The sequence below is a fragment of the Paenibacillus sp. FSL H8-0048 genome (genome assembly GCF_038002825.1).
In the GTDB taxonomy this organism is placed as follows: domain Bacteria; phylum Bacillota; class Bacilli; order Paenibacillales; family Paenibacillaceae; genus Paenibacillus_AQ.
On sequence record NZ_JBBODF010000001.1, the window covers coordinates 4,254,866 to 4,276,651 of the forward strand.

Annotated in this window: 19 protein-coding genes; 9 read left to right on the top strand and 10 right to left on the bottom strand. The window is 55.2% G+C overall.

Annotated features, from left to right (window positions below; all coding sequences use genetic code 11):
- Nucleotides 1-181: 181 nt before the first annotated feature.
- Both NSU18_RS18055 and NSU18_RS18060 read right to left on the bottom strand, forming a co-directional pair.
- Entirely contained in the window at nt 182-658 is a 477-nt protein-coding gene (locus NSU18_RS18055; protein ID WP_341015124.1) for an Hsp20/alpha crystallin family protein, read from the bottom strand.
- 214 nt (nt 659-872) lie between these two features.
- Entirely contained in the window at nt 873-1,427 is a 555-nt protein-coding gene (locus tag NSU18_RS18060; protein WP_341149691.1) for a GNAT family N-acetyltransferase, read from the bottom strand.
- A 105-nt stretch (nt 1,428-1,532) separates the two neighbouring features.
- Here NSU18_RS18060 and pdxR point away from each other — a divergent pair, with 105 nt between their 5' ends.
- Complete coding sequence (gene pdxR / locus NSU18_RS18065; RefSeq protein WP_341149692.1) at nt 1,533-2,987, top strand: MocR-like pyridoxine biosynthesis transcription factor PdxR; 1,455 nt, start codon at nt 1,533-1,535, stop codon at nt 2,985-2,987.
- 334 nt (nt 2,988-3,321) lie between these two features.
- On the opposite strand, the gene NSU18_RS18070 is transcribed toward pdxR, so the two are convergent.
- The gene (locus NSU18_RS18070) at nt 3,322-4,284 is read right to left on the bottom strand and encodes a helix-turn-helix transcriptional regulator (protein ID WP_341149693.1); all 963 of its coding nucleotides are present in this window, start codon (nt 4,282-4,284) and stop codon (nt 3,322-3,324) included.
- Nucleotides 4,285-4,398: 114 nt separating this feature from the next.
- On the opposite strand from NSU18_RS18070, the gene NSU18_RS18075 reads away from it, so the two are divergent.
- Nucleotides 4,399-4,824, top strand: a complete 426-nt coding sequence (locus tag NSU18_RS18075; protein ID WP_341149694.1) for a VOC family protein — start codon at nt 4,399-4,401, stop codon at nt 4,822-4,824.
- 205 nt (nt 4,825-5,029) lie between these two features.
- Here NSU18_RS18075 and NSU18_RS18080 read toward each other — a convergent pair whose 3' ends face one another.
- The 3 genes from NSU18_RS18080 to NSU18_RS18090 are packed head-to-tail and all read right to left on the bottom strand — an operon-like array spanning nt 5,030 to nt 7,071.
- A complete protein-coding gene (locus NSU18_RS18080) occupies nt 5,030-5,929 on the bottom strand; it encodes a DNA-3-methyladenine glycosylase family protein (protein ID WP_341149695.1) in 900 nt (299 codons plus the stop codon).
- On the bottom strand, nt 5,910-6,500 hold the full coding sequence (locus NSU18_RS18085) for a methylated-DNA--[protein]-cysteine S-methyltransferase (RefSeq protein WP_341015134.1): 591 nt from the start codon (nt 6,498-6,500) through the stop codon (nt 5,910-5,912). Before NSU18_RS18085 ends, NSU18_RS18080 begins: the two co-directional genes overlap by 20 nt.
- The gene (locus NSU18_RS18090; RefSeq protein WP_341015136.1) at nt 6,475-7,071 is read right to left on the bottom strand and encodes a bifunctional transcriptional activator/DNA repair enzyme AdaA; all 597 of its coding nucleotides are present in this window, start codon (nt 7,069-7,071) and stop codon (nt 6,475-6,477) included. The genes NSU18_RS18085 and NSU18_RS18090 overlap by 26 nt, the downstream gene beginning before the upstream one ends.
- 44 nt (nt 7,072-7,115) lie before the next feature.
- On the opposite strand from NSU18_RS18090, the gene NSU18_RS18095 reads away from it, so the two are divergent.
- From NSU18_RS18095 to NSU18_RS18110, 4 genes are all read left to right on the top strand, one after another.
- On the top strand, nt 7,116-7,271 hold the full coding sequence (locus NSU18_RS18095) for a hypothetical protein (protein ID WP_341149696.1): 156 nt from the start codon (nt 7,116-7,118) through the stop codon (nt 7,269-7,271).
- Nucleotides 7,272-7,315: 44 nt separating this feature from the next.
- The gene (locus NSU18_RS18100) at nt 7,316-8,167 is read left to right on the top strand and encodes a GNAT family N-acetyltransferase (RefSeq protein WP_341149697.1); all 852 of its coding nucleotides are present in this window, start codon (nt 7,316-7,318) and stop codon (nt 8,165-8,167) included.
- A 221-nt stretch (nt 8,168-8,388) separates the two neighbouring features.
- Nucleotides 8,389-9,372, top strand: a complete 984-nt coding sequence (locus tag NSU18_RS18105) for a phosphotransferase enzyme family protein (RefSeq protein WP_341149698.1) — start codon at nt 8,389-8,391, stop codon at nt 9,370-9,372.
- Nucleotides 9,373-9,531: 159 nt separating this feature from the next.
- A complete protein-coding gene (locus NSU18_RS18110; protein WP_445321810.1) occupies nt 9,532-10,422 on the top strand; it encodes a copper amine oxidase N-terminal domain-containing protein in 891 nt (296 codons plus the stop codon).
- Nucleotides 10,423-10,427: 5 nt separating this feature from the next.
- On the opposite strand, the gene NSU18_RS18115 is transcribed toward NSU18_RS18110, so the two are convergent.
- Complete coding sequence (locus NSU18_RS18115; protein WP_341149699.1) at nt 10,428-11,060, bottom strand: copper amine oxidase N-terminal domain-containing protein; 633 nt, start codon at nt 11,058-11,060, stop codon at nt 10,428-10,430.
- Nucleotides 11,061-11,645: 585 nt separating this feature from the next.
- On the opposite strand from NSU18_RS18115, the gene NSU18_RS18120 reads away from it, so the two are divergent.
- Together NSU18_RS18120 and NSU18_RS18125 are read left to right on the top strand one after the other, a co-directional pair.
- Nucleotides 11,646-13,280, top strand: coding sequence for an SWIM zinc finger family protein (locus NSU18_RS18120; protein WP_341149700.1), 1,635 nt, complete (start codon nt 11,646-11,648; stop codon nt 13,278-13,280).
- Complete coding sequence (locus tag NSU18_RS18125; protein ID WP_341149701.1) at nt 13,277-16,324, top strand: DEAD/DEAH box helicase; 3,048 nt, start codon at nt 13,277-13,279, stop codon at nt 16,322-16,324. The genes NSU18_RS18120 and NSU18_RS18125 overlap by 4 nt, the downstream gene beginning before the upstream one ends.
- Before the next feature lie 112 nt (nt 16,325-16,436).
- Here the strand turns inward: NSU18_RS18125 and NSU18_RS18130 are convergent, their stop codons facing one another.
- Entirely contained in the window at nt 16,437-17,210 is a 774-nt protein-coding gene (locus NSU18_RS18130) for a hypothetical protein (RefSeq protein ID WP_341149702.1), read from the bottom strand.
- Nucleotides 17,211-17,842: 632 nt separating this feature from the next.
- On the opposite strand from NSU18_RS18130, the gene hflX reads away from it, so the two are divergent.
- On the top strand, nt 17,843-19,114 hold the full coding sequence (hflX, locus tag NSU18_RS18135) for a GTPase HflX (protein WP_341149703.1): 1,272 nt from the start codon (nt 17,843-17,845) through the stop codon (nt 19,112-19,114).
- Between the two features lie 119 nt (nt 19,115-19,233).
- On the opposite strand, the gene NSU18_RS18140 is transcribed toward hflX, so the two are convergent.
- Nucleotides 19,234-19,407 (bottom strand): hypothetical protein, encoded by a 174-nt coding sequence (locus NSU18_RS18140; protein WP_341015149.1) that lies wholly within the window; start codon nt 19,405-19,407, stop codon nt 19,234-19,236.
- A 266-nt stretch (nt 19,408-19,673) separates the two neighbouring features.
- On the bottom strand, nt 19,674-21,758 hold the full coding sequence (locus NSU18_RS18145; RefSeq protein ID WP_341149704.1) for a hypothetical protein: 2,085 nt from the start codon (nt 21,756-21,758) through the stop codon (nt 19,674-19,676).
- Nucleotides 21,759-21,786 lie beyond the last annotated feature (28 nt).

Sequence of the window (21,786 nt, forward strand, 5' to 3'; positions counted from 1 at the left end):
CGGAACCCCCACTACAATGCGTCTAATATGAATTGCTATATGAAAAGCCCGGTGAATTCCTGCTGCCGCCCGGTGAACCGGATAGGCCAGCGGCTACAGCCGCTAAGCCCGGAGCTCCTGCGGAAGCGGCAGCTTCAGCCGGACTTGGAGGTCCATCTGCCTCTTAAGGCTGCCCTTCTGCTTACTGAAGCTCTTTCCGGTCTGAAGTATCATTTCCGCCATCCTGAATTTCGATCCGTTTGCCCTGGGACTTCTGCCGTTTCGGCACCTCCAGGCTCAGCACACCATCCTTCAGGGAAGCACGAATGTCTTCCTCAGCAATATCCTGCACGTAGAACCGGCGTACATATTCACCATACCGGCGTTCGCGGCGCACCATCTGGTGCCCATTGTTCTCCTTACTGCTCTCTTCTGTGCGAACCGCCTTAATCGTCAAGTAAGGGCTGGAATAATCAATGTCGATTTCTTCTTTACGGAAGCCCGGAAGCTCGGCCTCGATCAGATATGCCCCTTCACTCTCCCGGATATCAGTCCGGAAAGACAGCGCGTTACTTGTCAGTGGTGCGAAAAAATCATCATTAAACACTTCGTTCAGCGACTTCGCCAGCACACCAAAAGCATCATCTCTGCGTTTACCAAAAGGAACCAAATCAAACATCTTTCATTCTCCTCTCATTCGACTTTTTGATTTTTTGAATTCGGTCTTGCCCAGGCTTTGACTTTGTCTGACCTATGGCTTTATTATAGCCTGCACCCCCGGAGAAAACAAAACCGGTATAAGCCGAAAATCCGGGGAAATCCGGCGTTTCGGCTCGTTTTTTATAATATATTTTAATATTATTAAAGATTTGACCTTATTTGACCTTCCTGTTCTACTTCAAATAACGCTCCCGGTATTCACTCTCCAGCATGCCCATCATAATCACATCATGATACTCATGGTTATAGAACAGCGTCTGACGCCGCACTCCCTCCTGCACAAACCCGATGGACTCATAGACATGCGCAGCACGGGCATTATAACTGTAGACCTCCAGCTCAATCCTGTGCAGATTCAGAATGCCGAAGCCATAATCCAGCATAAGCAGCAGCGCTTCACGCCCGTACCCTTGGCCCTGATGCCGCTCGTCCCCGATGGCGATCCGCAGATTGGCATTGCGGTTATCCCCATCGATATCCTGAATGGCGATGTCGCCGATCACCTCGTCGTTCTCCTTCAGCGCGATCAGCAGCAGCACCGTACTGTCATCCCCGGATTTACGGGCGATATACTGCTCAATCTGCTCTTTGGTGACATGATTCTTGGTACCGGTCAGCCTGCGGACTTCCGCGCCGTGGAACATCTCATAATACAGCCCGGCGTCTTCCCCGTTCAGGGAGCGCAAATATACCTTATCCCCTGTTAAAAGCCTTGAATTACTGTTCATTTCTGTCCACTCCCACTGTCGTAATTGCTCTTATCGTAATATAAATCTGTATACTATAAAATATACAGAAACGTCCGATTTCAAAGGACAGATGGAAGGTGAAGCATGCTGCTTGTCCCGGATCTGAATGAACATAGCAAGACCCCTTACTACATACAGCTCTATGATTATCTGGCAAAAGCCATCCTGGGCGGCACCCTCCAGAGCGGGACGCGCCTGCCTTCTATCCGCCGTCTGGCGGCGTTATGCGGAATCAGCGCCACTCCGGTGGAGCTTGCTTACCAGCAGCTTCTGGCAGAGGGCTTCATCGCCAGCAAGCCGCGCAGCGGCTACTACATCCTGCCCGTTCGCCGGGAAGGCAGCCCTGCCGCCGGGGAACGGCCCAGTCCGGCCCCCCGCCCGATCACGCCCCGTGATCCACGGCACTACACATATGATTTCCATATGTCGCGCAATGATTTCTCCTTGTTCCCGCACAAAATATGGCGCAGCCTCTACCAGGAGCAGCTGGCGAATCCAGACCTGCTCCAGTACGGCGATCCCCAGGGTGAGCCGGCCCTCCGCGCGAGCATCGCCGCCCATCTGCGGCAATTCCGCGGGCTGCGCTGTACGGAGAAGCAGATTGTAATCGGCGGAGACCAGTATACGCTGTGTTCTTTGGTATGTCTGCTGCTGAAGGGACGAATGAGCGGACTGGGTATCGAAGATCCGGGGTACCACCTGCTGCCAGCGGCATTTCGGCGCAGCGGATACGAAATCAAGCCAATTCCGCTGGAGGAGGACGGATTGCAGCTAGACAAATTGTACAGCAGCGGGGCAGATGCTGTGTACATCTCGCCGTCCCACCAGTATCCCCGGGGGATGACCATGCCAATCAGCAAACGCCTTGCTCTGCTGGAGTGGGCCCGCTCCACAGGCGGCTATATCATCGAAGATGATTATGACGGGGAGTTCCGCTACCACGGGCGGCCGATCCCTGCGCTGCAAGGGCTTGCTGAGAGCAGTCCGGTGATCTATATGTGCAGCTTCGCACAATCGGTAACCCCTGCCTTATGTATTCACTATATGGTTCTGCCGGAGGAGCTGCTGCCGGACTATCACAGCCTGAGAAGCGAGCTTTACCTGGAGCATTCAGCCTCACGGCTTCATCAGATTGCGCTGCATTATTTCATGGAGCGGGGGCATTTCGAGAAGCACCTGCGCCGGATGCGCCTGCTCTATCAGCGCAAGCATGACCTGCTGCTGCGCTCGATCCGGCAGCATTTCGGCGCTGCCGCTGTGCTCAGCGGAACGGATGCCGGATTCCATCTGCTGCTGAGCTTTAAGCCGCCTGCAGCAGAAGCTGGCACCAGAGTTAGCAATAGAGCCAGCATTAGTACCAGCGCAAAGGAGCTCGCTGCCGTAGCGGAAGCCGAAGGCATTCGCGTCACCCCCATGTCCTATACCTGGTGGGCCAAACCGGAATACGATGAACCTGAATTCATCCTGGGCTTCGGCGGGATCGCCGAGGACCTGATCGATGAGGGCATCCGCAGATTGGCCGGGGCATGGCTGGGCTAGTAGAGCATCAGGTTTAAACTTGTGAAAAACCAGATGCCAATATTGCAAATAAGACCCTCAGCGGCGGAACTCAACGAGCCAGCATACATTCCTACGCAGTCTTTCGTATACTATTATATGCACTGGAACAGCAGGTAACTGCATTCTGTACAACAGATTGATGTCAAACCAGCTTCGAAATAGATTCTATTGTATTCGGTACAATTGAATATTGAACAAAAGCCATTTTTCGCCCAAAATGCAGCATTCCAATGTACGAAATACAATGGAATATCAATTCACGGTCAAATTTAAGCTTTCTGTTGCAGGAAATACAATCACCCAGGCTTTTAGATCAACTATACTTCTCCAGCATATCCGCAAGCGTCCGCTTCACCTGGGCCACCAGCTCCGGCGGCTCCTGCACCGTTGCCTCGCTGCACAGGCCAATCACAAACCGCGCGAAGAAGCCCAGATCACTTCCCGGAACCTCTCCCTCCAGACAGCCTGTGCCGTCTGCACGGATATGCAGCAGTTGCGGGGACCACACCTCTCCTTCGCAGGCCTGAACCCCCTCACTCCCAAGCTCCACGTATAGCCGGATAAGGCTTTGTTCGGCCTGCTCCTGCGGCGGGCTGCCGTAATGCTCCGTATTGTCCAAGTGGATATGACGCAGATCCAGCGCGGCCGGTCCCGCTTCATCATACCCGGCAGACTGAATCCGGTCGCAGCGGAAAGTACGGATGCAGCCCCGCAGGAAGCAATACGCCGGACAATACCACAGTCCGTTACTGGCATAGATGCCGACGGGCTGAATCCACCTTTGCTGTCGACGGCCCTTCGACTGGTAATCGATCAGCAGCACTTTTTGCCCGGTGGCCGCTTCCAGCAGTTGGGGCAGATAAGGGAATTCCGCCTGCCGCGCCGGGGTCAGAAAATCAATCCTGTTCTTCATCTCATCAATCCGGTCACGGACATCGCCAGTCATGTAGTTATAGAACTTGTGCAGGGCGGATAAGGATTCTTCCTTGAAGGGAAGATATTTATAATGGCGCAGGGCATGGCTGGCAAAAAAAATCGCCACCGCCTCTTCCTCCGTAAACGCAATGGGCGGCAGGATTCTCTCGTTTAGTACCTGATACCCACCATGCGGCCCCACTTCGGAATAGAGCGGTACGCCCAGCTCCCCCAGCTCCTGCAAATCCCTAAGGATTGTGCGTGAAGAGACTTGGAATTCGTCAGCCAGCTCCCTTACGGTAAATTTGCGCTTGCGGTTGACGGTCATCATCAGGTCCAGCAGCCTTTTGGATTTCGACACAGGGTTCACTCCCTTTATATTTTAACTATGACAAGACCTGTCACTATTATAGTCTACACTATAACCATAGCCGGTTAGTACAGGCAAATATACCTTCCAAGGAGCGAACAAGACATGAAACTGCAAATGAACCCTTATATTCTGGTGGACGGATCTGCTGAGGAGGCGATTGCCTTTTATCAGGAGGTGCTGGGCGCTAAGGTGCTGTTCAAGCAAACAATGGGCGAGGGCCCGCAGAACCCGGAGAACCCGATGACAGAGCAGGAAAAGGCGCTGATTGCCCATGCCGTGCTGCTGGCGGGAGAGACGAAGTTTTTTGTGGCCGATTATGAGCGGGGGATGCCGCGCAGCCGGGGAAACAGCATCAACATCTGTCTCACGGTGGAGACCGAAGCTGAAGCACAGCAGTTGTTCAACTCACTGAAGGCAGGCGGAACTGTCGATATCGAGCTGGCACCGGCCTACTACAGTCCTGCTTACGGCATGGTGACCGATAAGTTCGGCGTCTGCTTCCAGATCTTCATGGATAACAGGAAGTAGGAATTGGGCGGAGAGCGGGGGAGTAAGCGTCTCACAGCTTCGAATGTATTCGATTTTTCGCATACATTCGGCCTTTGACCTGTGGAATCAAACACACTCCTGCTCCTTCCAGCGATTCTCCAGATACGTTCAGCACCACATCACTCTACAATTTCATCTAAAAAGCCCTGTCTCAACGGATTCTTCCGCGAGACAGGGCTTTGTTCTAATATAACGCCCGCCACAAGTAGAAGGTGGCGTATGCTTCCCAGCCTTGCCACGGCCGGGCCAGCTCCAGCAGCTCCGCAGGCGTCGGCTTGCGGTCCATGCCGGTCAGATGCTTGATCACGTTCTGCAGGCCGACATCGCCGACCGGATAAGAGGACGCATCGCGCAGGCAGCGCATACGGACATATTGCGAGGTCCACGGGCCGATCCCGCGGATCTGTAGCAGCCGCTGCTCGGCGGCAGCCGGGGACGGTAGCGCCAGCAGCTCTTCCCGGCTTAGCTCCCCGGCTGCAATCAACCCGGCAACTGTAAGAATCGTCTGCGCCTTGCTGCGGGTTAGCTGCAAAGCGCATAATTCTTCAAGCTGCACCGCCGCGAACACCTCCGGTCCGGGGAACCGGTAGTAGGTCTGCCCCTCCCATTCCAGTGCTTCCCCGTATTCAGCGGTCAGCCGCTGCTTCAGCCTGTAGGCAAAAGCCAGATTCACCTGCTGGCCCAGAATCGCCCAGCATAAGGCCTCGAACAGATCGGGGATGCCGATAATCCGCAGTCCCCGGTGCTCATTGGCCAGCGGCCCAAGCAGCGGGTCCGCCGCCGCCAAACTGTAGAACGGGGCAAGATCACGGTCCAGATCAAACCATTCCACAATGTAGCGGGCCAACTGCTCCTGTTCCAGCACGCTAGGGATCGCCCCATGCAGCCGGGTTACACTCAGCTTGTGATCCTCGGACACACTGAGCCTCACCAGTAGCAGGCCGCCCTCTATCCTGAACATCCGGCTGACGCCTGCTTCATCCGTGCGGAACAGGCATTCCAGCGGCGAGCGGTTCATATATTCCAGACAGGCTCCCAAGTCGAAGTCTTCCGGCAGCGGCAGCTCAAAAAGCAAATCGTTCATGACCAGCCGCCTTTACATTCAGAATTCCCTCCAGCTGGAGCAGCTCCTGCTTCATCTGAAGTCCGCCCCGGAAGCCGGTTAAGGTACCGTTCGCGCCGATGACCCGGTGGCAGGGTACAATAACCGGTACCGGGTTCTGCCCGTTGGCCGCACCAACAGCACGAACCGCCAGCGGTCTGCCGATCCGCTCCGCCAATTGCTTGTAGCTGGCCGTCTCCCCATGCGGGATGGTAAGCAGCCCCCGCCACACCTCCTGCTGAAACGGGGTGCCCCACAGATCCAGCTCCACCCTGCTGAAATCTACCGGCTCTCCGGCAAAATACCGCTCCAGCAGCGTGATCACCCCAAGCTGCTCAAATCTCCCGGCATCCTCTATGAGCTCATGGGCAGGCGCATACATTTTCAACCAGGAGGCGGGTAATTGCCCTTCATCCTGCGGGAAGGATATGCGGATCAGGCCTTTATCGCTGGCCCACAGGGTCCACTCCCCTTTTCCGGGATTCAGGGTATGATGATAAATTCTTACAGTATTTGTACTCCGGCTGTTATTCCGGCTTGGGCTTGGGTTCATGTTGGTTTCCTCCTTCGTTATGCTTGCTGCGGTACTCTGTAGGGGACAGCCCCGTCTTCTTCACGAACCAGGCGGCAAAATGGGACGGCGTGCGGAACCCCACTGCCGTGCCAACCTCAGCCACTCCCGAATCCGTCTCCGCCAGCAGCCTGCGGGCTTCTTCCGTGCGCAGCGCATCCAATCTGGCAGCCGGTGACTGGCCGGTTACCCGCTTATAGGTGCGCTGCAGGTGAAACGGGCTGACCTTCAATTCTTCAGCCATCGCCTGCAGGGTCAGCTTGCTGCCGAACCGCCTGTCCATAATGGCATCCGCCTGCGCCGCCAGGACCGCGTCCGGCCGGAGGGTGCCGCCTTCTTCGGGACGGCATCTTTTACAGGGACGGAAGCCTGACGAAATAGCCTCCTGCAAGGAGCCATAGAATACAACATTCGCTGCCTTCGGCGTTCTCGCCCGGCAGGACGGGCGGCAGACAATATGCGTCGTCTTCACCGCCGTATAGTAGATGCCGTCATAGGTCGGCTCACGCCGCACCACCGTATCATAGATGCGTTCAAACAATTGCGGGTCCATCCCCATCACCTCTTACCGCCAGTATAAACGATTCGTTTCGGCTTATGCAGCCTATTGAGATAGGAGAGCAAGATTACGACAGTGAGGCAGATGGACAAACCATTGGAAAAACGCATCTTACCTGGCAGATTTCCGGGCAATGTGCGGAAGCAAGTGGAAAAACAGCAGCTAATAATGCTATTATTGACTGCTTGAATTAAGTACGTTATCCAACTATTATCTTGATTCGGAGGACTAAGAGCCAATGAAACTATCAGATATCCGCTGCGAACGCCTAAGCATGCAGGATTCTCCCGCTGCCGCAAAACTATTAAGCCTGGATGTTGACGCTGCTCCTGACCTCCTGCATGCGCTTGAAGAAGAGCCGGAACTTTTTATTGCCGCTTATGTGGATGATACGCTTCTTGCGTTAGTCCAAATGGAAGCACCTGCACCTCAGTCTCATTTAAATGTATTCGTCGCCCCGCAGCATCGCCGGCAAGGCATTGGCAGGGCTTTGATGCAGGTGGCTGAAGCTCAACTACAGGCAGGCGGAGCCCGTAAGATCAGTACTTCCGTCCGGTCCGGGGTATCCTCTTCCCTTGCGTTTGCCCGCAGCCTTGGCTATGCCCCGTACTATTCACTTATTTATATGGAACGGACCGGCGGTTCTTTTCCTCAGGAAACGGCTTCAGCAAGGTTGTATAGAGATGAGGACTTTGTTGACGCCCATTCGCTGTATGCTACTGCTTTTCATGAAATGCGGATGCGCGTTGGCTGCTTCCCCGATTCTGTGGTTGCAGAGCCTAATGAAGGCAGACGAACAGCCTGGGCAGCGGATGCGGAGGACCGGCTGGTCTATGAGCTTGACGGGGAAATTGCGGCTTACAGCCACATCCACAGGAATGAAATCAGCAGTGTTAGTGTACGTTCTGATCTTCAGGGACGCGGAATCGGACGAACCTTCGTGAAGTACTTATGTAATGAGATCCACCGGCGCGGCTATACAAACGTTACCTTGTCCTGCGTTGTTGGGAATGAAGCCATACATTTGTATAACAGCCTCGGGTTTCAGGAAACGCATAGAATGGAGTATATGATAAAACAGGATGGTTGAAGAGAAACGATGGAATGCATGACCGGAGTAACAACGAATGATGAGCACAATGAATGTATTTGCGAGGTATGGATTCCTGTGGTGAAGAAATAAAATGATTTGGACTTAAGTCTTAGTATATTTGACAGGAAACTATAAGTCTATATTTCAGCGGGAAATGCTGTTAGTCTGAGGGTGCACCCGGCCGGGGGACGCTAAAGATGAGATGAGGGTTTCAATTGGTGAGTCAACAACTGCTGCACCAAGCAGCGGCAGCCTTTGGATTTGATGCGGAAACTTTAGTCTTCCTGAGCAACTCAAGCAATGAAGTCTACCGGTTTGTCAAAAACAATCAGCCGCATATCCTAAGAATGTCAGCGAAACCTGCAGCCTATGTGAAACAAATACAAGCGGAGATAGACTGGGTCTACTATCTGGCACTCAATGGAGTGCGCACTTCCCTGCCGGTCCATACCTCAGACGGGCAGCTTACCGCTGTATACAGTCAGCAGGAACAGTGTTATATTGCTACAGCTTTTCAGATGGCACCCGGATGTTTTTTTGACAAAAGCGATCCGCAATTGTGGGGCCCCTCCATATTCAGACTATGGGGCGAGACCATGGGACGGATACACCTGCTCACCAAAAGCTATTCTCCTGCAGATCCCGCTGCAAGACGGTCTGACTGGGGAAGGCGGCGTATCACTAACCCTTATCTGCACCAAGGCCGCTACCGGATGCTCACAGACAAATTGGAAGCCCTGGAGGATGTCCTCTCCAGTCTGCCAAGAGATACGGATTCATATGGACTCATCCACAATGATTTTCATCCGTATAATTTCCATATCGACAAAGGTGAGCTTACGGTGTTCGATTTCGATGACAGCATCTATGGCTGGTACGCCCTTGATATAGCAATCGCAGCCGTCCATGCGGTCTGGTGGGGTCCCCCCGGGAAAGACCGGCAGTCCAAAAATAAGTTTGCCGCTCACTTCCTGAATGAGTTTCTGACCGGTTACTCTTTGCATCATGTGTTATCCGCTTACTGGATTCAGCAGCTCCCTATGCTCATGGACTACCGGAATATCTGCTCCTATTTCTGGTGGCTGGATGCTTGGAACGGCGATGAGTCCGGACTGTCTGAATCTCAACAAGCCGCTATTGCTCATGCGGTGATGCTAATCTCTAAGGGGCAGCGCTTTGAGGGTTGTGACTTTATCTTATAGCTGACAGAATTCTACGGTGACCCGTATATTTTTAACAAGCCTTCCCAACGCCCTAACGGGGTCTGGAAGGCTTGTTTTCATCTGCCCGCAATCTTAACATCCTTTGAACCTCACGTTATAATCAAAAGATATACATTACTTGGAAGGAATGAGCTGCCAATGCCTATACTGAAAAGGTTAGTTCCGTTCTGTCTGATCCTCTTATTCTTATTTGCCGGCATTAGCTCCGCCGCTGCTGCCAGCCAGGCCCAGTCAACCACAAAACCTATACAGATTAACATCGATGGGGCTTTTATCTCCGCTGATCGCAGTCCCCTCATACTCGCTGGCCGAATGATGATTCCCATAAGCACGCTTGCTTCCCTGGGGCTCCACTATTCCTGGGATGGTATCCGCCATACGGTAACGATTACGAATTCCTCAAATGACCAATTTGAAATGACTCAGGGACAATCGATTGCCTATAAGAATGGCGTACCGGTACAAATGGATAGTGAAGCCAATAATTACAACGGACGAATCATGGTTCCCGCAAAGTTTGTCAGTGAGGCATTTGGATACAGTGTGTACTATGAAAAAATAAGGGAAATCATCTTCATTCAATCCAAGAATTTCACTCCTGATGCCCAGGCCATCCATTCAGCAGATCTTAAGCAGGCCCGCCTGGCAGCCATTTCGTTGCCGGTCCGCTACTCTTTCAAGCCCGGTACAAGTGCACAAAGTGACCACTCCCAATACTACTCTTATTCCTTTGCCTCAAAGGACGCCACCCGCTATGCCTACAGCAATGGAGAAATAACCACTGTGGTTGAGATTACAGGCACAACGGCCACAGCCATATGGCAGGCTTCAGAAGCAGATATCCCCGGTTATCCGGCAACTACGTTCGGCGGTGTGCAGCCAGCGTATATTTCTGATCTGTTTCAGGATTCTTTTAGCTACAACAACGGGGTGTATAGCGGTTATCAGAGGCTTAGCGACGGCACTGTAACAACCTTTAAATTCTCCGGCCTCCCTTATACGGATCTGATCCGGGCCATCCCCGAATAAGGAACCTAGATGCCGAAGTTAGCTCCCGGGAAAAGGGTGTACCGGTCCAGATATTTTGCCGTGTCCGGTACCCTTTTCACGGACTTGATTTTCCCCTGCCCAAAAATAAAATTCCACCGCTCCACCTTCACCTTGTACTCATCCTCCGCAGTCACTCTCTGGACAATCCGCACCGTTAAGGTGCTGTCTGTACTTGCTACAGCCTTCATGTCAACAATCGTTTCCATATTATACGTTCCCGCCGGGAAACTTTCGTTATAGATATCGGTCTTGAAATCAGGCGTAATTACATCGAGCACTCCTTGATGATCCCGTTCGTCATACGCCATAATCCATCTATATGCCAGGTTGCGGTTCGCCACATAAGCCACACTGCTGCGCTCCATTCCGAAATTCGGATCAGAATCCACATACACGGTTTTAGTTGTATTATCCCACTGAATACTGGCGTCAAATCCTTCTGAAACGGCCCGAATCGGGACATATACCGTACCATTAATAATCTTAGGCTGCGTCTGAGTTTTCACTTGATTGCCGTTTACGATTATTTTTGGAGCAACTGTAGCCGCAAAGGCACCCGCACTAAACACTAGGGTCAAGGCTAATCCTGATATGGCTATTTTCAAAAGTTTGTTCATTCCTGATCTCTCCCTGGATGACAGATTTCTATTTTAGACGCCGTTCAAGCATATTTGTTTCTATAAAATCAAAATTATGTAATTATATATTCCGTTTTTCATATACGTTCTGAAGTGTTTCTTCCTTTCCTGGAGGTGCCCGACCTATCGCTTGCCGATTCTGAGCGTTTTCTCTCACCGGCCGCTTGCTTGGAGCCGCATTGTTGCACATCTTGCAGGATTTCTCTAAAAGTGTTAGGGGCTGAGGTACATTGTTGCATCATTTGCAGGAATTCCGGTGTTTGGAGTACATTAGCGCTAGCTTTGTTGCATTTCATGCAAGATTTCAGGCTCTGGCGCTTCTATGGGGCAGTATTCCTGCACTTCCTGCAGGATTTCTCTATAAATGTTACTGCTGCGGAGCATAGAACCCATCCTCCTGCTCCCCCCGGCCGTCAGCAGACATCCCGTTTTACTTTCCCCCTAATTTTTCAATATGGGGCATATCATACCTGCCAGGATTTCAGACTTTTGCAGGATACGCTATGCAATAATGATATAATGGAACGACGGATTCACCCAATCTGCTACAGGAGAACGATAGCGATGCAGTCAAACTATATGATGGATGCTGCCGGGTGGGATAAGCTCATCTCGGTGGTTGCCCATTCTTTCGATGATCTGACCCTGAAACGGGGATTTCAATATTATAAGCAGCAGCGCGTGCAGGCCTTCAGAATGATCACGCCGCACAGAATCATGTCGCTGGTCGAAGGCCGCGAGGATTATGGGGTCTCTATTGACCTGGACGATCTGGAGGAGAGCCATTGCGATTGTCCAGTGTCCGGAATGTGCAAGCATATGGCGGCTGTGCTGATGAAATACGCTGAGGAGCAGGCGCAGCCTGTGCATTCCATTGCAAACGCCAAGGCGCTGATAGGCCAGCCCAAGCTTCATTCCACTGCGGCGCCTGCTGTTCCGGGACGGCGCGGCGAACAATTGAAGAAGCTGGCCGCCCTGATTCCTGAGGCTACGGTGCAGCAGTGGCGCGAATACATGGCGCTGCTGGTGGAGCCGCTTGCCCATACGGTGCGCAACCCGCAGTATGCGGACCGGGCGCTCGCCGCCATTACCGGGGGCCAGCCCAAGCTGCCTCCCGCTGCTGCCCAACTGTTCAAGCTACACGCTCATCTCTGTGTGCTGGAGAGTATCCTCCGGCCTGGCGGGACCTCCCTAACGGCGAACCCCTTGTCCCTTGGTTATTCCGTGGGCTACTACACCTCTATTGCGATTTCCGAGCTGCAAAAGCATATCATAGACACGATGAAACGGGGTCTGCCGCTGGCGGAAGCCCCCGAGGAGTGGCCGAGAGTCTACGATACGATTGCCTATCTCCGGACCGAGATGCTGAACGAAACGCGCGACCGCGCCAGAGAACAGCCTTATTTCTCAGCTTGTTACAGCCTGCTGTGGATCAACTGGATTACCCCGAATCTAAGCGGACCGGAGCTGTACACCAAGGAGCTGGCGGAGCTGCAACAGGCCGGAGAACAGCTAAGCGCTGCTCCCCGACATGCCCTGCTGCTGGCCGAGAGCCGGATGCATGCGCTGCTGCATGAGGATTCGGCCGCTATTGAGAAGCTGAACGCCGCGTCCGAACGGCCCGGGCTGCACCCGGAGGAGCTGATGAGCTTCCTGCCTCCGCTGGCCGAAGCCGGCGAGTGGAGACGCCTGACCCAGTGGCTGACCGCGCTCGGCCCGCTGCTGAACAGCCGAATGTATAATCTGCTGGATTATGCGGGCTACTGGGATGAGGCAGTCCGTCACCTGCCAGAAGAAGAGCCGCTGATGTGGGAGACGCTGTCGGGTATGCTGCCGTTGTCACGCGAAATCTATGAAGCCCAGCTCCTAGCCTACGGCAAATGGCAGGAATGGATGGATATGCAGATCGCCTCCGGCCATCGGCCTGCCGACTTCCGGGTGAGTGACCTCCAGCCGATCGAGAAGAATGCGCCGGAGCTGCTTCTGCCGTTCTACCATCAGGCGGTGGAGCGCTTCGTGCTGGAGAAGAACCGGCACAGCTACAAAGCGGCCGTGAAGCTGCTGAAGCGGCTCGCTAAGCTGTACAAAAAACTGAAACGCGAAGCACGCTGGGAAGTGTTCCTGGACAGCTTCACGGATAGACACAGCCGCCTGCGCGCCCTGCAGGAGGAGCTGCGGAAAGGAAAACTGATCCCATGAATATGAAGATGCGCAATATTACCGTCCAGCTCGCCCTTACCCAGTATGGGGATGCGCTGATCTATGGTGTGGATGACCGGGATGATTATATGCCCGGTATCCAGCTCAAGCAGCTGCTGTTCGCCTGGCATGAGGAATCCTTCTACGGCACGGAGCTTAGCACCTCGAAGGCCGATGAGGTCGAGCTGGTGGTGCTGCCTGCCGAGCAGGTCCTGCCGTTCTTTGCGGACCTGCGGCTGCTCCGGCATGTCGGCTGGAGCTGGCAGGGCGATGCCCAGCTGCTGACCCGGCTGGCCCCGTTGCTGGCTAGAATGCTGGAGGCACGGCAGTACGCCCCCAGCTTCGCAGCCTACCGTGAAGGCCAGCTCCGCTGGGCCTGGACAGAGCAAGTGCTGGCGGAAGCCGCCGAGGCAGACTGGGATGATGCGGCCGCGCTGCATCGTCTTCAGGAGCGCAGCGGATTCGCTGAAGGGCTGCAGGCCGCCTTCTCGGCGGCGGTCTTCCAGCGGTATTACAGCACCGAGGCGCAGGCCGGTGATCTGCGCAGTGAATTCCCGCTGCTGTTCAGCGCAGGTGGGAGAAGCGCAGCCGGTATGGACGAGGACAGCTGGCTGATGTCCATCGGCTGGAAGGCAGACACCGCGCCGTTCCGGCCGGTGCTGCAGCTGCTTGAGCCTGACGATGAGCTGCCGTACTGGCGGCTCCAGCTGCTCCTCCAGGACAAGCGCGACGAGTCCGCGCTTGTGCCGCTGCGGCTCACCGGAGACGGCGAGCCGCATGGCACTTGGCCCGCAGCGTGGACAGCGCATGTCCACGAGCGGGCGGGCGGGTGGCTGTCACGGCTGCGTGACAGCCTTCCGGAGCACATCGGGCGCGGCGCCGATGTGCTGGCAGAGCCGCTCAGCGACGAGGTCGCGTGGCGGTTCCTCACGGCCGACAGCCGGGCGCTGCTGGAGGCTGGCTGGCAGGTGCTGCTGCCGGCGTGGTGGGAAGCCGCCAGCCGCAGGAAGCCGCGCCTGCGCGCGAAGATCAGCTCCGGCACGGCTGAGGGCAGCCGCGGGCAGTCGCTGTTCGGCCTGGATGCGCTGGTCGATTTCGACTGGCGCATCTCCATCGGCGACGCCGACCTGTCCGAGGCGGAGTTCGCCGACCTCGTAGCGCGCGGGGAACGCCTCGTCCAGTTCCGCGGCAAGTGGATTCCGCTGGACCCTGCGCTGCTGGCGCAGATTCAGCGGGCCATGGCCGGGATGGACAAGTCGCGCGGCTTGTCCTTCCAGGACGTGCTGCAGCTGCACCTGCTGAACGAAGGTGCAGACGGTGATTCGGAGGAAGCGGAAGCGCAGCGTGCCGAGGAAGAAGCGGTCCGCGTCCGGCTGGAGGTCGAGCTGAACGAGCATCTCGTGAAGCTGATCGGCCAGCTGGGCCAGCGCAGCCAGTGGCCGAAGCCAGAGGTGCCGGCCGGTCTGCACGCCGAGCTCCGAAGCTACCAGCACGAGGGCTTCGCCTGGCTGGTCTTCCTCCGCCGCTTCGGGCTGGGCGCTTGCCTGGCCGATGACATGGGGCTTGGCAAGACGGTGCAGCTAATCTCCTACCTGCTCCATTTGAAGGAGCAGGAGGAGGAAGCTGCAGCTTCCGGCGCACCTGTGGCCCGGCGGCAGACCGAACCGGCGGGCTGGCCTTCGCTCATCATCTGCCCGACCTCCGTGCTGGGCAACTGGCAGAAGGAGCTGCAGCGCTTCGCGCCTTCCCTGAACGTGATGCTTCATTACGGAAGCAGACGGCTGGATGCCGGATATTTCTACGGCGCAGCTTCACAGGCGGATGTTGTGCTTACCTCTTACGCTACCGCTGCACTGGACCAGGAACTGCTGAAGCAGTTCACCTGGGCAACGGTATGCCTGGATGAAGCACAGAATATTAAGAATGCCGGAACGAAGCAGTCCGCCGCCGTGCGCAGCTTCCCGGCCCTGCACCGGATCGCGCTGACCGGAACGCCGATTGAGAACAGGCTGTCCGAGCTGTGGTCGATCTACGATTTCATTACACCTGGTTATCTGGGCAGCCCGAAGGGGTTCCAGGACCGGTTCGCAAATGCCATTGAGAAGGAGCGCAATGCCGAGCGGACCGCTGATTTGCAGCGGCTGGTCAAGCCGTTCATGCTGCGCCGCAAGAAGAAGGACCCGGCGATCCAGCTTGATCTCCCGGATAAAAATGAGATGAAAACCTACATCAACCTGACAGCCGAGCAGGCTGCACTCTACGACCAGAATGTGAACAGCCTGCTTGAACGGATGCAAAAGCTGGAGGGCATCGAACGCAAGGGGGCCATCCTCGCCGCCTTGACCAGCCTGAAGCAGCTCTGTGACCATCCGATGCTGCTTACCAAGGAGGTACTTCCTGAGCCGGAGGACGGCAGCGCTCTGGACACCACCTCCCTGATAGAACGCTCTGCGAAGCTGGAACGGCTGCTCGCCATGGTCCGCGAGCTGCGCGAGGAGAACGAGCGCTGCCTGATCTTCACCCAGTATGTAGGCATGGGTAAGATGCTCCAGGCCGTACTTCAGCAGGAGCTGCAGGAACCGGTGCTGTACTTGAACGGCAGCACGCCGAAGAGCACACGCGACCGCATGATTGAGCGGTTCCAGGCTCCCGTGCTGCCTGCGGGCGAAGGGGTTAGGGCTGCAGATGCAGCCGCCGGAGCGCAGCCGTCCGATCAGCCAAATGTATTCATCCTCTCGCTCAAAGCGGGCGGGGTCGGCCTCAACCTGACGGCCGCCAACCATGTGTTCCATTTCGACCGCTGGTGGAATCCGGCGGTGGAGAATCAGGCCACGGACCGTGCCTACCGCATGGGCCAGACCCGGGATGTGCAGGTGCACAAGTTCATCTCACTCGGCACGCTGGAGGAGAAGATTGACGAGATGCTGGAGAGCAAGCAGCAGCTCAGCGACGACGTCATCTCCGGCTCCGAGGGCTGGATTACCGAGCTGTCCACAGACGCGCTGAAGGATCTGTTCACACTGCGCCGGGAATGGGTGGGATAATTCGCTGCTGCGGATGCCCCCTGTTCCGGCTATCTTTTATCTGCTACAGGTCTGGCATGGGTCTGTTACCAGTCAACCAGCGTGGCAATAACGGGCGTTCACCCGGCAGTCTTCACCATTGCTCAGACATTCGGAAGGTAACCGCCACATTGTCCTCACCGGCAAGCGAGCTGACCACCAGCGTGACCGGCAATAGCTGAAGATCGTACGCGAGCCGCTGATTCAGCAGATTCGCCGCCACATTCTGGTACGCCCCGGATATGCCGGAGCCGATGCCTTGAGTCAGCACCCGTCCGCCGGTGACCGATGTGCAGGTATAGTTCACCAGCAGCGCTGTTTCAGTGACAGGGATAGCCGTAGTCGGCGTAGGGTAATTCACAAAAGCCCCGTTAACGGTCCCCCCGGCTATCACCGTATAGCGGATGGGAGTGGAGGCCAGAATCTCCAACCCGTCCGGAAAGATCTCGGCGGTCACTGCTTCAGGAACGGTGATCGTGGTGCTTCTGCGGAAGCTGAGGGCTGCGGTGTCGCTGCCGGTTACGGGGATATTGTTACGGAATTCCGAGGTAATCCGGTTGAGCGTTATGGGCTGCAGAGTAACAGGAATCCAGACCCCGCTGCTGTCCACCAGAAAGATCCGTGCCCGGATCTGCTCCTGGGAGTAGGAAATATTGAATTGAAAAAAATTCTGCGTAATATTATACGTTTTGGTCACAACTTCCCGATAGTTCGACTCAAACAGCTCCTGTGCAAACAGCGTTGAGGGACTTACATCGTTGTTGTAACCGGTCAAATAGACCGATCCCTGGGCGATCCCGTTGTTCACTACCTTCACTACCGCCTGACTGATGAGTCCTGCTCCCGGGGTAGGGTTCTTTGTTAACATATTGGTTGTAAGTATAGGCATAGTTATCACCCTCCGATTAGAGCCGTATTCAATAGGATATGCAGAGGAAAATGGAAGTTTCTGGTCGGTTGACAGACCATGGCACTTGTCAAATCACACACACTCCCGCTTACTGGGGGTTGTTGCCAGATGGCAAGGACTGTGCTAAAATCAATGTAACTTTTTTAGAACGGAGGGTTGCGTGTGATAGATTATATCCGGATTCGCACTTTGCGCGGCTAATTATTTTCCCATAGCGCGAAAGCTCTGCCCTGTGCAGAGGACTCAGGATAAGTCTGTCCATAACACGTAACCCATAGAATTCACCTGTTAATCCGCAACCCGAACGCTGATTCCCGGATCCGGTACACTGTGTCCACTAGTGCATGTATCCGCCCCGTCAGGATCTGTGTTTGCCGGGAGGATTAGCTTTATATCTTTTTAAGTTGCCGGGGCCCTTGGCCCTGCAGCTTGAACCTTCATGGTGTCTATGGCAAGCATGGCCGTATAGCTGCTCCCGCGCAGCGGGCTATACCAGACCTTATTCTGTTGTTCCTCCACCTACTGTTAGCACAGGCAGACTGCCTGTGCTTTTTTGATGCCCAAATTACACTATGGAGGTTGATCTATATATGGAACCCGTACAACAGAAAGCCGTTATCGTCGGCATGCAGCTGCAGAACGATACGAACTTCGCTTATTCGATGGAGGAGCTGCGTAATCTGGCAGCCGCCTGCGAGATTGAGGTCGTGGCTGAGCTTAGCCAGAAATCCAGCCGGGTGAACCCGTCGCATTACATCGGTACCGGCAAAATCCAGGAGCTGGCGCTGCTGATGGAGCAGCATGAAGCGCCGGTCGTTATTTTCAATGATGAGCTGTCTCCCTCCCAGATCCGCAATCTGGAGTCATCGCTGGACCGCCAGGTCATTGACCGGACCATTCTGATTCTGAATATCTTCGCCTCGCGGGCGAAGACCAAGGAAGCCCAGCTGCAGGTAGAGGTCGCTCAGCTGCAATATATGCTGCCCCGCCTGAGCGGACTGCGTGAGTCTCTCGGCAGACAGGGCGGCGGGGCCGGCCTGAAGAACCGGGGAGCCGGGGAAACGAAGCTGGAGCTGGACCGCAGACGGATTGAAGAGCGGATCTCCGCATTGCAGTTAGAGCTGCAGACGCAGGTCGCAAGGCGCCAGATCCAGCGTAAGCAGCGGCATAAGAATGAGGTACCTGTGGTCTGTCTGGTCGGCTACACCAACACCGGCAAGTCCAGCTTAATGAACACCCTGGTCGAGACCTATCATCCCGGTTCGGGCAAAGGCGTGCTCGCCAAGGATATGCTGTTCGCGACGCTTGAGACCTCGGTGCGCAGCATCGTGCTGCCTGATCACAAGACCTTCCTGTTAACCGACACCGTAGGCTTCGTCAGCCAGCTGCCCCATCATCTGGTGAAGGCGTTCCGTTCGACCCTGGAGGAGGTAACGGAAGCCGATCTGCTGATTCATGTCGTCGATATTGCCGACCCGCAGCATGAGCAGCATATGGCTGTAACGAATGAGACCCTGAAGGCGCTGGGCGCTGACGGAATCCCTACTCTGTACGCCTACAACAAGGCTGATCTTAGGGAGGAGCCTTACCCGCAGGTGGAGGAGAACTCTGTAACCCTGTCTGCTAAGAAAAACCGCGGGATCGCCGAGCTGGTCACTCTGATCCGCAGCCGCATCTTCACCGACTATGTACAGTGTGAGATTCTGGTCCCGTTCGACCGGGGCAGCATTGTCTCCTACTTTAATGAACATGCCGATGTGCAGTCCGTCAGCTACGAAGAGCAGGGCACACGCCTGAAGCTGGAATGCCGGACCGCCGATTACGAGCGGTTCAGAGATGATTTTATAGAGCTGCCGCAATAAAACCTCTGAATGTCACAGGAGCTGGTCCCCGCATTACGGGGCCAGCTCCTTGTGTTGTCTATGAGGTTTGTTTTCGCATACGTTCTGAATTGTCCCTTCCTTTCGTAGCGGTGCTCCGCCTATCTCTTGCCAATTCTGCGCGTTTTCTCACTGGTCGCTTGCATGATGAAGCCCCATTGTTGCACATCTTGCAGGATTTCCCTAAAAAAGTTACAGGTTACGCTATATTGTTGTATCATTTGCAGGATTTCTGGTGATGAGAGCAAATTAGCGCTGGCTTTGTTGCCTTTCATGCAGGATTTCAGCATAAGCCGCTTCTATGGGGCAGTATTGCTGTACTTCTAGCAGGATTTCTCTACGATGTTACTGCCTACGGTATATGGGGGACTAACCCTCATCGCAGCAGCATCGATTGTGTTCGGTTTTTCATATACATTTGGTTCATGCGCCGTCGCACTTACCGATTGTATTCGGTTTTCCGCATACATTTGGTCATCGGCCTTTGTACCAGCAAATTGTGTTCGGTATTTCGCATACATTCATTCTTTGAGTGGTGAGGTCATGGCTCTCCCGGCGCGGGCCGCAGGTTAAGTACGAAACCTCCCTTCATGCTGTTCATGCTGTTCACGCCCCTTACACCCCACCCTCCCTTCTCAACATTCGTTTCGTTTGTTTCGTTTACTTCATTTACTCCATTTACTTCATTCGCTCCATTCTCATCATTCCATACGTTGACCCTCTTCGCTCCCGCTGCCTTCTCTCCTGCAACTCCCTGCGTTCTGTCCTCTTCATGCTCCATCCCACTGCTAACCCGCAGTCCGCCCTCATCTGTCTGCTCCAGAAGCGGGGCAGAGTTCAATCTCCCCTCCTCTCCAGCCACCAGAGAGAACACCAGCGCTGCCTGCTGCATGGAGGTGAAATCAAGGGTCCTGCGCGGACCGGCGTAGAGAATCATATCAATATTCATCCGGCCGTCTGCCTTATGAACCTCCCATGCCAAGCGATTCTCTGCATTCGCTGGTCTGCTGAATGCTGCGAACCAGGTGATCAGGCTAAACTCCGTCCCTCCGATGCTGATCACCGCACCTTCCTCTGTTAATCCGGCAGTAACTTCGTCCAGAGCGCCGCCAACCTCCAGCCGCAGCCGCAGGTCCGAGGCTGCAATCACACCGCCGGTCCGGTCCAGATTCGGATGGGTATCCCCTCCATCCGTTACGAAATCGATCCCGAACAGCACATGGCCTGCCTTCTGCAGCGATTGAAAGCGTGCAGAACAGTAGTCATAGCCATCATGCAGGCAACGGAGCCGGATATAGGCAGGCTGACCGTAATGATCTGCATAGATCAGCAGCGGCCGTCTTTGGTTCCACAGGTCACTGTGGGTGAAGGAGCCCATGCTCCACTGCGGAGTCATATAAGTGACCGCCCACTTGCCGTCACGCTCCTGCCTTTGCCTATGCACCTGACCCGGACCCTGACCGAGCTCCAGCTCCAACTCCAGTTCCAATTCAAGCCCCAGTTCCAGTTCCCGGTCCTCACCCTGCTCTTGCTCCTGACTCTGCTCTTGACTCTGCTCCCCCCTCCGTCCTTCCTCACGCTCCCGACCTTCCCTTCCCTCTTTTCCTTCTCCCTCCCCCTCCAAGCGCTGCCTTACCTCCTTCGTATCAGGAACCTTGAATCGATCCAAATAGGCTGGGGGACAACGGATGCCGCTCTTATACCATTCCTCTTCGTAGGGCAACTCCTCCCATGGGAAGAACATCGCGGCTCCTCCTGTCGCCAGTTGCAGAAACGCCTTGCTCTGGTCCTCCAGCAGCACCCCATAGCAGCGGGAATGCGGCCCGGACCACTGGGCCGTGGCAGGATGATAATACCCGGCCACGGTCCTCCAGGTCAGCTCAAGCAGTTCGCCGGTCCATGCCTTAACCCTGATGTCCGAGGTCTCGGACTGCAGCTTCGACAGTTCCAGAATGGCAATGTAGGTGTAGACCGGGCTGTTGTATTCCTGAAAAGCCCCATGCTTCAGGGTGTGAGCACGCAGCCTCCTTAGCCGCTCCAGCCCATAGTCTGCATAATCCTTACGCCCCAGCTTCTCCCCGGCAATTCGGGTCACGAACGCGCCAATTATCGCAATATTGGTATAATCGGGTCCGACATTCCGCCGGATAATCGCTTCGCAGGCATACTCTATGGACAAGACGGCCGCCTCCCGCAGATCGTCCGGGAAGCGGTGGCCGTGGCGCGAAAGGGCCTGCACCAGACGGCTGCCGCAGAAGTCCGCCCAGTTCCAGTCCGGCGGAGCCATCTGGTCCAGCGGCTCCTCATAGAACCATGACCAGATGCCGAAGGTATCATGCGCCGGGTCTGTATCCTGCAAGGAGATCACCTGCCGGATAATATCGAATGCCCGCTGTTCATAACCGGCCAGCTCCGTGTCGAGTAGTCCAAGCGCATAGCTGAGCGAGTCTCTGGTGGAGTGGATGAACTCCGCCTCCTTCAGTGTCGTATGATACCCCGGGCTGCTGAACGGAGAGCGCAGCATGCAGATTGCCGAATCATAGCGGGATTCCAGTCCGGCCATCTTATGAATCAGCCGTTGCCGCTGATCCAGCCCTCCACCCGCAGCTTCTAAGTTATCCTTCACTGTTATTCCCTGCCTTTCCTTCAACTTC

Excerpts from the sequence above, each read along its gene's own strand:
- NSU18_RS18115 (WP_341149699.1), bottom strand. The coding sequence starts at position 11,060 with ATGAACAAACTTTTGAAAATAGCCATATCAGGATTAGCCTTGACCCTA.
- NSU18_RS18080 (WP_341149695.1), bottom strand. The coding sequence starts at position 5,929 with ATGAACGATTTGCTTTTTGAGCTGCCGCTGCCGGAAGACTTCGACTTG.
- NSU18_RS18095 (WP_341149696.1), top strand. The coding sequence starts at position 7,116 with ATGCAGCCTATTGAGATAGGAGAGCAAGATTACGACAGTGAGGCAGAT.
- hflX (WP_341149703.1), top strand. The coding sequence starts at position 17,843 with ATGGAACCCGTACAACAGAAAGCCGTTATCGTCGGCATGCAGCTGCAG.
- NSU18_RS18100 (WP_341149697.1), top strand. The coding sequence starts at position 7,316 with ATGAAACTATCAGATATCCGCTGCGAACGCCTAAGCATGCAGGATTCT.
- NSU18_RS18125 (WP_341149701.1), top strand. The coding sequence starts at position 13,277 with ATGAATATGAAGATGCGCAATATTACCGTCCAGCTCGCCCTTACCCAG.
- NSU18_RS18090 (WP_341015136.1), bottom strand. The coding sequence starts at position 7,071 with ATGGACCCGCAATTGTTTGAACGCATCTATGATACGGTGGTGCGGCGT.
- NSU18_RS18085 (WP_341015134.1), bottom strand. The coding sequence starts at position 6,500 with ATGAACCCAAGCCCAAGCCGGAATAACAGCCGGAGTACAAATACTGTA.
- NSU18_RS18140 (WP_341015149.1), bottom strand. The coding sequence starts at position 19,407 with ATGAAAGGCAACAAAGCCAGCGCTAATTTGCTCTCATCACCAGAAATC.
- NSU18_RS18130 (WP_341149702.1), bottom strand. The coding sequence starts at position 17,210 with ATGTTAACAAAGAACCCTACCCCGGGAGCAGGACTCATCAGTCAGGCG.
- NSU18_RS18075 (WP_341149694.1), top strand. The coding sequence starts at position 4,399 with ATGAAACTGCAAATGAACCCTTATATTCTGGTGGACGGATCTGCTGAG.
- NSU18_RS18110 (WP_445321810.1), top strand. The coding sequence starts at position 9,532 with ATGCCTATACTGAAAAGGTTAGTTCCGTTCTGTCTGATCCTCTTATTC.
- NSU18_RS18055 (WP_341015124.1), bottom strand. The coding sequence starts at position 658 with ATGTTTGATTTGGTTCCTTTTGGTAAACGCAGAGATGATGCTTTTGGT.
- NSU18_RS18060 (WP_341149691.1), bottom strand. The coding sequence starts at position 1,427 with ATGAACAGTAATTCAAGGCTTTTAACAGGGGATAAGGTATATTTGCGC.
- pdxR (WP_341149692.1), top strand. The coding sequence starts at position 1,533 with ATGCTGCTTGTCCCGGATCTGAATGAACATAGCAAGACCCCTTACTAC.
- NSU18_RS18120 (WP_341149700.1), top strand. The coding sequence starts at position 11,646 with ATGCAGTCAAACTATATGATGGATGCTGCCGGGTGGGATAAGCTCATC.